The following is an 8631-nucleotide window of genomic DNA, read 5'->3' as shown; positions in this document are numbered from 1 at the left end:
GCTGTCGTCGGCCATCGTCGTCTCCACGTTCAGGTTGTCTTTCGCACTTTCAACCTTACCGGAGTTCGCGATGGCCTCCCATCTCTGACCCTCGATTTACACCACGTCGCTGGACTCTACCGACTGTTACGGCGGTCGGCGCATTAAATCGTGTCTGATAATCCTCTAGCCAGCCTCCTCGGGTCTTAACTGTTCACGCCCCCCTTTCGCGGGAGCGGGCCGGGAGTCCGAGACACGCCGTGAATCCGTCCCTGGAGGCTCGACTGCGGGTTCCCTCCCGCAGACGGTCCAATGCCGTTAAGTTAAGGCTACTTGTACTGTCGGCGAGGTCGTGGGTTGAGGCGATGGAGGGGTCTTGGTGCTGTTCGGCCCGGTCGTCGTAACTCCAGGGTATTTCCGGCCAGTTCCAGTAGGGTCAGGACCTGTTCCGGCGAGACGCGCTGGATAAGCCAGACGAACAGCCGTGGTTTGAGGCTTTGTAACAGGTGCGTGAGGTTGGGTCGGTAGCGTTGGGCCTTCTTCTCGGGCAGGGCTTCGTGGGTGGCGCGGGCCAAGGCCTGGGCGAGGTTAGCGGTGAACACCTTGGCGTGGAAGTCCTGGCGGATGCTTTCGGGCAATTCGCCGGTGAACTGTTCCAGGTGCAGTCGATGTTTGAGGAGCTTGAAGGCTTCCTCGATGGTCCAGCGGGCGTGATAGAGGTCGGCGAAGGCGGCCGCCGGATACGTTTCGGCGTCGGTCAGTGAGGTGGCGAGGACCTCGACGGTGCCGCTGGCCAGGATGACTTTGATTAAGCGGACCTTGAGGGTTTTGTCGGTGAGGGTTTGGCCTGCCACTGCGGCTTGTTGCTGGGCCTGGGCAGAGACGCGAAGGGTCACGACGGTCTCATCCTGGCCGGAGCGCAGGAAGTCGGCGACACACGGCCACTGGGTGCCGTCGAGGCGGGCCAGGAACGGCAGACCGCGTTGCTGCAACAGGGTGAACAGCCAGATGGCGGGAAAGCCGCGATCCATGAGGAGTAGATCGTCGGTTTCCAGGTGCGGTAGCAAGGTGGCCAACAACGCCCGTTCCCCGGTCCGGTAAGGCGCTAGGGTGGCCTTGAGCAGCAGTCGCGCGTCGGTGGCGTACAGGCCCAACGCGCGGGCCAAGACGTAAGGCTGTCCCGCGGTGTCGTGCTGCACGCCAAATTCGGCTTGGTTTTCGAGCCAGTTCGGCAGTCGCAACGTCGTGGAGTCGGTGGCGACGAGGCGCAGGCCCTGCCAGCGGGGTTCCGGTTGCAAGGCGGCCAACGAGCACAGCAGCCGGTCGTTCAGGGCTTCGAAGGCGCTGGCCTTCAGTTTCTGGCGGGCTTGCGACACCGCACTTTTGGTCACCCGGCGCACCGCAGCGCCATCGAGTGTGGTGAACAGGTCGTCGAGCAGGGTCTGCAGCCCGCCTTTGAAGGCGCAGAGCAGGAAGCTGACGAGGACCGGGAAGGTGAGCGTACGTTGGCGGGAGAAGGCCCGGTCGTGGGTGCGATGGGCGGCAATGAAGTCTGGGGCGTGGAGCAACCGAGCGAGGTCGGCGAGAATAGCGGCATGGACCTTGCTAAGAACCGATCATGAGCTTATCCTGCGTTTTCAATGAGTTACACGGGTATTCTATCACAGTCCCTTAACTTAACGGCATTGGCCCTGTCTGAACCGGTGTAGCAGAAGAACTTTGGCCCGAAGGGGCTCAGATTGCCTTTTCTTTTGGTGTCGCGCGTGCGGAGTGAGAAAAACGGGTCAAGTTACTTTCTTCGCATCAGATCGAAAGAACGGTTACGGTCCGCGCGGGGGATCTCATCTTCCCGAAATTTCGCTTCAGCGAAAGGCATGACGAAACATCGCGAAGAACGGAGTCACCCATTCCGAAGAAAGGGGTCCGACAACGCGCGCTGGCTGCGCAGCCTGCCGCTGAAGAACCGCGTGCCCTGGCCGTCAGACCCCGTTTTCTCCCATCTATTCGCTGTTTCTGGCAGGGTTCAGCCCAATTTGGACCAGCCGCGCTGGACGGCACTCCGAAAACCCGCATGGGATTGGTAGGCGAAGTAGCCAGCAGCCGTCAGTACGACGGCAATTATCAGCGCCGTATTCAGGTCGATGCCATGTTCTTCCGCCAGGTGGAATTTCAACTGGGCATCGTGTTTCTTGTCGCCTTCGATCAAGCTGGCGCGGGCAATGTAATCCCCGGGCTCGGTCAGGTTGATGGTGCGGGTAAACGTGCCGGTCACGAACTTCTCGGGCGGTTGATACATCACGCGGGCGCCCCCGACGGCTTTGGTGATTTCAAACTCCAGGGTCTTGTCCCTGAGCGCCTTATCCTCGAGGTCGAAAACCACCGCCACATTGCCGATCTCCGGGATCTCGGTGCAATAGGTTGCGCTACCGCTCAGCTGCGGCTGGTAGGCCGTGAAGGTCACCACATGCGAGTCCAGCAGAAGGCGACAGCCGCCCCCTGCCGCGGCACTCCCACCTTCACCCCCGCCATCGGCCAGGACGATATTGTTGCCGAGCAGGGTCATCAAGAATACGGCCAGCATGATCCGGGGCCGTTGCATTGAGATCAGCATGCGCATGGGAACTTCCTAGCCCGGTGGCTGTAATGATAAGGAAACGCGGTCCTGCACCGTGTTCTGGCTCAGGACCTCGGAGAATAACCACAGTGTAATCGGGGTGAGAGTGAACCTAGATGGGGCGCATGTCAAGCAAATGCTAATATTGAAAATACTAACGCGTCGGTGTGCTGGTTAGATCTGGCTCGTAACTGAATTATCGATAAGAAAAAGAACAGGGTACGGCCCGCTAGGAGGCAAACAGGAGTCAGCTAAACTGGGCGCTCCAGTCTGCGCCGTCGGGAACCCAAGATAAGTAGGGGCAGGAAAAGTGGGTAAGTAAAACGAATTAAAAGGGGCTAGGTTCTAGTTAATAGAGATGGAGTTAGGTTACTTATTGGTAGTATTATATCGGGTGGAAATAGCGGGTCAGGTTACTTTTCTGGTATCAGGCCGTGGCAAGACGATGTGCTCGGCGTAAGCCTGCCGGCGTCTGGTGGCAAGCGTTTCGTGCGCACGGCGCACGTTACAGCAAATGGTTCTTGGAGAAGTGCGGGGTCAGTTCCTGACTTTCCGTCTACGACACTTCGTGCTGCTCGTTCGCATTCCTTTCTGCGATTCGATCGGTGGGCGTTGGCGCCCGGCCCCGATGGTCCGCCCTCCGCTTAGCGGTCCCAATGCCGCAGTGTTCGCGTCCGGAGTCGGCTCGGCACTTGATTGCCGGGCGGTCGCTCGCGATACTCGCTGTCGCGTGATGTTTACGCCGCTCCATCCGGTTCGTTGGAGATCACCATGCTTCACACGCCGCGACTCGGCGTCGCTTTGCTGCTCGCCTATCTCTCGATCGCTCTGCCCAGCGCCGCTGCCGACTGGCCCAAGGAATACTTCAATCCGAATCCAGCCAAGGACGACGTGGTGTTGCCCTTACCCTGCGGTGGTGCGATGGCGTTCCGCAAGGTACTGATTCCGAATCAGGGGCCGGTGAACGATTACGGTATCGTCGTCGGCGGTAACGACGATGCGGTCGATTACGCCGAACATGCACGGCCGGCTCAGGTGGCCGGTAGCTTCGAGCAGGGTTCTTCGGAGCGCTATTACTTGATCGGAAAATACGAAGTCAGCCGCGCGCAATATAGTGCGCTCGACCCCCAATGCACGCCGCCGGGCGACGAGCAGCGTCTGCCCCAAACGAAGGTCACCTGGTTCGAGGCGCTGGCCTATGCCGACCGCTATAACCAATGGCTGTTGAAGAATGCCGCCGACAAATTGCCGAAAGCCGACCAACAAGCGGGCTTTCTGCGGCTCCCGACCGAAGTGGAATGGGAGTTTGCGGCCCGCGGCGGTCTGGCGGTACCGGTGGCGCAGTTCCAGGAACGGACTTTCCCGATGACGGATGATTTCGTGCGCTACGTCTGGTTCGATGGCAGCGAGTCCGCCAACGGCAAGCCGCAGGCGATCGGCACGTTGCAGCCGAACCCGCTCGGCCTGCACGACGTGCTCGGTAACGTCGATGAGATGGTGCTCGACCCGTACCGACTGAACCGCCTCGACCGCCTGCACGGCCAGGCCGGCGGCTTCATAGTGCGCGGCGGCAATTACTTCACGCCGCGCGAGGAGATCCGCTCCGCACAGCGGGTCGAAGTGCCGTTCTACGTCAAACAGGAGCCGCGCCGGGCCGAGACGACCGGCTTCCGGCTCGTCGTCGTTGCACCGGTCGAGTCGTCGCGCGATCGGCTCAAGGCGATACGCGAGGCCTGGCAGAAACTGGGTACCGCAACCGCCCCGGAGAGCAAGCCCACCGCCTCTCCGGCGGTCGCCGCGCAGGCTCTGGAGAACCCGGTCGAGGAACTCGGCGCGTTGGCCGAGGCGACGCCCGATGAGAACATGAAGGCGCGGCTCAAGGGCGTGCAGAATCGCCTCAAAGTGGCAGTTCAGGAGCGCGACGATCGGCGCCGGCTGGCCGGCAAGGCCGCGCTTCGGCTGGGCGCGTTCCTGTGCCAGAAGATGGCGGCCGATGGACAGTGGGTGGACGCCAGTGGGGCGATCCTGAAACGCCGCGAACAGGAGTTCGGCGCGGACGATGCCCGGACGAAATCCTACCGCGAGCAGTGGCAACGCGATCAGGCAACGCTCAGGGACAATCTGCTTTATTATGCGGAGACGATTTTGGGGGCGGCGTCGATCTACGACGACGAGGTGCTGGCGAGCCAGTTCGGCGTGCTGAAGACCGAGTTGGAACTCAAGGGATACAAGGAGCTGATCCGTTACGCGGAAAGTTACTATCAGCAGTTGACGGACTACCGCAAGAAGCCCGAAGTACGACAGACCCAGTGGCTGAGTCTTTGCAAAGCGATCCGAAAATAGCGCCCCGCATGCGGCGCCGTCCGGCGGTGCCGCTCGTCGAGGCCGGTGTGGGCGAGGTTAACGGCCCTGCTGACGAGCGGCCCCACTCTGCGTTCGGCCGAGCGGTGGCGGTCCTGCTGATTCCGGCCCTGCTGGCTTCGGGTTGTGCGACGCCGCGGCAGCCGACCGCCAATGCAACCCAGGACGAACGGCGCCTTGCTCAGCTGTCGGAAGCCTATAACGAGACACTGGCCGAGGGCTGCATCATCGGTGCGGCGGCCGGAGCCGGAATCGGTGCCGCCGCGTACTCGCGCGACCGCGGGCAGGGGGCACTGATCGGCGGGCTGGCGGGCGCCTTGCTGGGCTGCCTCGCCGGGAACTACATGGCGAATCTGCAGAATGGCTATGCGACCGACGAGGACCGGCTCGACAAGGTGATCGCGGACCTGAGTCAGGAGAACCAGACCTTGTCGGCGATGATCCCTATCGCGAGCCGGGTCGTGCAGGATAACCAGGCGCGGATCGCCGAACTGGAAAAGGCCGTCGCGGCCGGTCGCATGACGCGCGTTCAGGCCGAGGCGCAATTGCAGGACCTGGACGCCACGCGCGATCAGTTACAGGCAACCGTGACTAAGGCCAAGCAGCGCCTTAACGACCAGAAACACGCGGTCGCGCTGGCCGCGCGCAACAGCCATCCGCAGCAGGTTGCGATCGCCAGTTCGGAGATCCAGAAAAAGGAGCAGCAGATCGTGACGCTCGAATCGGAACTCGACACGCTGACCAAGCTGCGCAGCGTGTCGACCGTGGGGTAGCGGGGCCGTGATGCAGGGTCGAACACGGTGGATGCTGACAGCGGGTTGCCTGGTGTTGTCGGGCTGCGCGACGACCGACTGCGATCCGGCGCACGGCGGGTTCATCCGCGGTATCGGCTGCGCGACCAGTGGCAGTTACGAGCAGCGCCAGCAGCAGAAGCAGGCGGATGTCACGCGGGTGCAGCAGACTCAGTCCGGGCTCAAGCGCGAATACGACACGCTGAATCGACAGGGCGAACAGACCGGGGCGGAACGGCAGGCGCTCGAACAGGAGCTCGCCCAAGTGCAGGGTCAGATCGACGCGCTGAACGCCGAGCTGGCCCAATCCAACGCGGATACCGCACAGCTGCGCCAGAATCTCAAGAACGTACAGCATCAGTTGGATTTGTTGAAGGTGGACCGGATTTCGCCGAAACCCCAGGTCGACCAGCGGCGGGCCGCGTTGGATAAGCGCATCAAGGAGTTGGAGCGTGAAGTCGACCTCGTGCGCAAGCGTTAGCGACCGGCAAGCGGAGTCCTGAGAATGAAACCAAGCAAAGCGGTGGGTATGGGCTGCGATCGTCGTTGCGCGGGGTGGGTCCGCTGCCCCTCTGCGCCGCGAGTTGTGTTCGGCCGCGCGCTGCTCGGGTGCCTGTTGAGCCTGGGGTATGCCGCCAATGGCAATGCGCAGGATGCCAGCGAACTGCAGGCGCAGATCGAACGGCAGCGGGCCGAGAACCAGGCACTCAAGGACAAGATCGAGCAGTTCGAGCGCGTGCTGAAGACCGACGTCTGCAAGAATCCCGATGCTGCCAAACTGCTCGACGAAGAGCCACCGGCCGCGCCGCCGCCCGAACCCGCAGCACCACCGGGCAAGTGAGTTCCGGCGCCGTTCACAGCGCTGAGTCGGGCCGGGATCATCGGTCCATCCACTCTGAGGGAGGGTTTGCCCATGTCGTCCTCGTCCTTACTGCGCCCAGGGGTCGGGTTGTTGGGCCTGATGCTGTTGGGCTCGGTTCCTGCGTTCGCGAGCACTGCCATGAAACTGACTTCCACCGCTTTCGCGGATCACGCCGCCATTCCGGCGCGCTACACCTGCACCGGCCACGATGTGGCACCACCGCTGGCGTGGGCCGATGTGCCGCCGGGCACGAAGAGCCTCGCGCTGATCGTCGATGACCCCGACGCGCCGGACCCGGCCGCGCCGAAGATGACCTGGGTGCATTGGGTGCTGTACAACCTGCCGCCGGATGCGAAAGGTCTGCCCGAAGGCGTGACCGCGGCCACCTTGCCGGCAGGAACTCACGAGGGCCTCAACGACTGGAAGCGCACCGGCTACGGCGGGCCATGTCCCCCGATCGGGCGTCATCGCTACTTCCACAAACTGTATGCGCTGGACATCGCGCTGCCCGACCTGAACCGGCCAACGAAGGTGCAACTCGAGCAGGCGATGCAGGGCCACATTCTCGGCCAGGCCCAACTCATCGGGACCTATCAGAAATAAGGGGACCGCGGACGTGATACTGCAGGGACTGTGGAGCCAGGAAGGCTCCGAGCGCGCCGCGGCAGCGGCCTGGCCGCTGATGGAGGCCTTGTACCCGATCTGCCGCAGCATCACCGGCGACGGGGTGCGCCGGACGCTGGATCTGCTCGAAGGCATGGTCCCGCTGCAGCGGACGGAGGTCGCCAGCGGGACCGCGGTGTTCGACTGGGAGGTGCCGCCGGAGTGGAACATCCGGGAGGCATATATCGTCGGCCCGGACGGTCGGCGCGTCGTTGATTTCCGCGACCACAGCCTGCATGTGCTGAATTATTCGGTGCCGGTCGACTGCACGCTGAGCCTGGAGGAACTGCAACCGCATCTGCATTCCTTACCGGACCAGCCCGACTGGATCCCGTATCGGACCTCGTATTACGACCTGCACTGGGGTTTTTGTTTGCGCCACCGTGACCGGGAAGCGCTGAACCCGGGCAACTACCGGGTCGTCATCGATGCCGACCTGCAGCCGGGTCATCTGACCTATGCCGAATGCCTCGTGCCGGGCCAGACCGGTGAAGAGGTCATCGTCTACACCCACCTGTGCCACCCGTCACTGGCCAATGACAACCTGACCGGACTTGCGGTTGCCGCGGCACTCGCCCGGGAATTGCTGAATGAAAAGCCGCGCTTGTCCTGGCGCTTTGTGTTTGGTCCCGGCACGATCGGTTCGCTGAGTTGGCTCGCGATGAACGAGGAGCATCTGGCGCGCGTTCGAGCGGGTTTCACGATCGGCCTGCTCGGCGATGCCGGTCCGCTGACCTACAAGCGCAGCCGCAGGGGAGGGCGCCTGCCCGACCGCGTCGCGGAATACGTGCTGCCGCGGATTGCGGAGGATGCCCGCCTGTTCGACTTCGAACCCTACGGGTACGACGAGCGGCAGTTCTGTTCGCCCGGCTTCGACCTGCCGTTCGGACGGCTGACCCGCTCGCGCAACGGCGAATATCCCGAGTACCACACTTCGGCCGACAACCTGGCGTTCATTCGCCCGGATCGCTTGGCCGGCTCGATCGCCGCGCTGGCACGGATGTTCGCGATCGTCGATGCAAACCGAGCGTTCCAGAACCTGAGTCCCAAGGGTGAACCGCGCCTCGGCAAACGCGGGCTGTACGGTCCGATGGGAGGCATGTCGCCGGCCGAGTTCCAATACGCGCTGCTATGGGTGCTGAGCCTGTCCGACGGCGATCATGACCTGCTCGCGATCTGACGCGTACACACATCTCCGAGCGTACGAGACTAGGCATGAAATCGTATGCTGGCTGTTGCTTGAAAAAAAAGTAGGAACGGATTCGATAGTAAGTATCTGTTCTCTTTTACGGTCGAAATACCCTATACCGCCGGTTAAGTTGATGTGACGCGACTGAAAAAGATGCTGACGTTCCACGCTG

Annotated in this window: 8 protein-coding genes; 6 read left to right on the top strand and 2 right to left on the bottom strand. The window is 62.5% G+C overall.

Translation table 11 applies throughout. From position 1 onward, the window contains the following. Positions 1 to 308: 308 nt before the first annotated feature. Together BWR02_RS20665 and BWR02_RS20660 are read right to left on the bottom strand one after the other, a co-directional pair. Complete coding sequence (locus tag BWR02_RS20665) at positions 309 to 1547, bottom strand: IS4 family transposase (protein ID WP_162560270.1); 1239 nt, start codon at positions 1545 to 1547, stop codon at positions 309 to 311. Positions 1548 to 2002: 455 nt separating this feature from the next. Then, complete coding sequence (locus BWR02_RS20660; RefSeq protein ID WP_139559801.1) at positions 2003 to 2596, bottom strand: hypothetical protein; 594 nt, start codon at positions 2594 to 2596, stop codon at positions 2003 to 2005. Between the two features lie 768 nt (positions 2597 to 3364). On the opposite strand from BWR02_RS20660, the gene BWR02_RS20655 reads away from it, so the two are divergent. The 6 genes from BWR02_RS20655 to BWR02_RS20630 all read left to right on the top strand — a co-directional run bounded on the left by BWR02_RS20655 (position 3365) and on the right by BWR02_RS20630 (position 8450). After that, on the top strand, positions 3365 to 4936 hold the full coding sequence (locus BWR02_RS20655; protein WP_139559800.1) for a formylglycine-generating enzyme family protein: 1572 nt from the start codon (positions 3365 to 3367) through the stop codon (positions 4934 to 4936). Between the two features lie 8 nt (positions 4937 to 4944). Beyond that, positions 4945 to 5727 carry a YMGG-like glycine zipper-containing protein gene (locus tag BWR02_RS20650; RefSeq protein ID WP_139559799.1) on the top strand — a complete coding sequence of 261 codons (783 nt, stop codon included), beginning with the start codon at positions 4945 to 4947 and terminating at the stop codon, positions 5725 to 5727. Between the two features lie 10 nt (positions 5728 to 5737). Further along, on the top strand, positions 5738 to 6226 hold the full coding sequence (locus tag BWR02_RS20645; protein WP_139559798.1) for a hypothetical protein: 489 nt from the start codon (positions 5738 to 5740) through the stop codon (positions 6224 to 6226). A gap of 24 nt (positions 6227 to 6250) precedes the next feature. Beyond that, positions 6251 to 6586 carry a hypothetical protein gene (locus BWR02_RS20640; RefSeq protein ID WP_139559797.1) on the top strand — a complete coding sequence of 112 codons (336 nt, stop codon included), beginning with the start codon at positions 6251 to 6253 and terminating at the stop codon, positions 6584 to 6586. A 159-nt stretch (positions 6587 to 6745) separates the two neighbouring features. Then, on the top strand, positions 6746 to 7210 hold the full coding sequence (locus tag BWR02_RS20635) for a YbhB/YbcL family Raf kinase inhibitor-like protein (RefSeq protein WP_236102480.1): 465 nt from the start codon (positions 6746 to 6748) through the stop codon (positions 7208 to 7210). A gap of 13 nt (positions 7211 to 7223) precedes the next feature. Next, a complete protein-coding gene (locus BWR02_RS20630; protein WP_201276357.1) occupies positions 7224 to 8450 on the top strand; it encodes a DUF4910 domain-containing protein in 1227 nt (408 codons plus the stop codon). Positions 8451 to 8631: the final 181 nt, after the last annotated feature.

Source organism: Methylotetracoccus oryzae (assembly GCF_006175985.1).
GTDB classification, from domain to species: domain Bacteria; phylum Pseudomonadota; class Gammaproteobacteria; order Methylococcales; family Methylococcaceae; genus Methylotetracoccus; species Methylotetracoccus oryzae.
This window is presented reverse-complemented; position numbering and strand designations above follow the sequence as displayed.

Excerpts from the sequence above, each read along its gene's own strand:
- BWR02_RS20660 (WP_139559801.1), bottom strand. The coding sequence starts at position 2,596 with ATGCGCATGCTGATCTCAATGCAACGGCCCCGGATCATGCTGGCCGTA.
- BWR02_RS20655 (WP_139559800.1), top strand. The coding sequence starts at position 3,365 with ATGCTTCACACGCCGCGACTCGGCGTCGCTTTGCTGCTCGCCTATCTC.
- BWR02_RS20650 (WP_139559799.1), top strand. The coding sequence starts at position 4,945 with ATGCGGCGCCGTCCGGCGGTGCCGCTCGTCGAGGCCGGTGTGGGCGAG.
- BWR02_RS20645 (WP_139559798.1), top strand. The coding sequence starts at position 5,738 with ATGCAGGGTCGAACACGGTGGATGCTGACAGCGGGTTGCCTGGTGTTG.
- BWR02_RS20640 (WP_139559797.1), top strand. The coding sequence starts at position 6,251 with ATGAAACCAAGCAAAGCGGTGGGTATGGGCTGCGATCGTCGTTGCGCG.
- BWR02_RS20635 (WP_236102480.1), top strand. The coding sequence starts at position 6,746 with ATGAAACTGACTTCCACCGCTTTCGCGGATCACGCCGCCATTCCGGCG.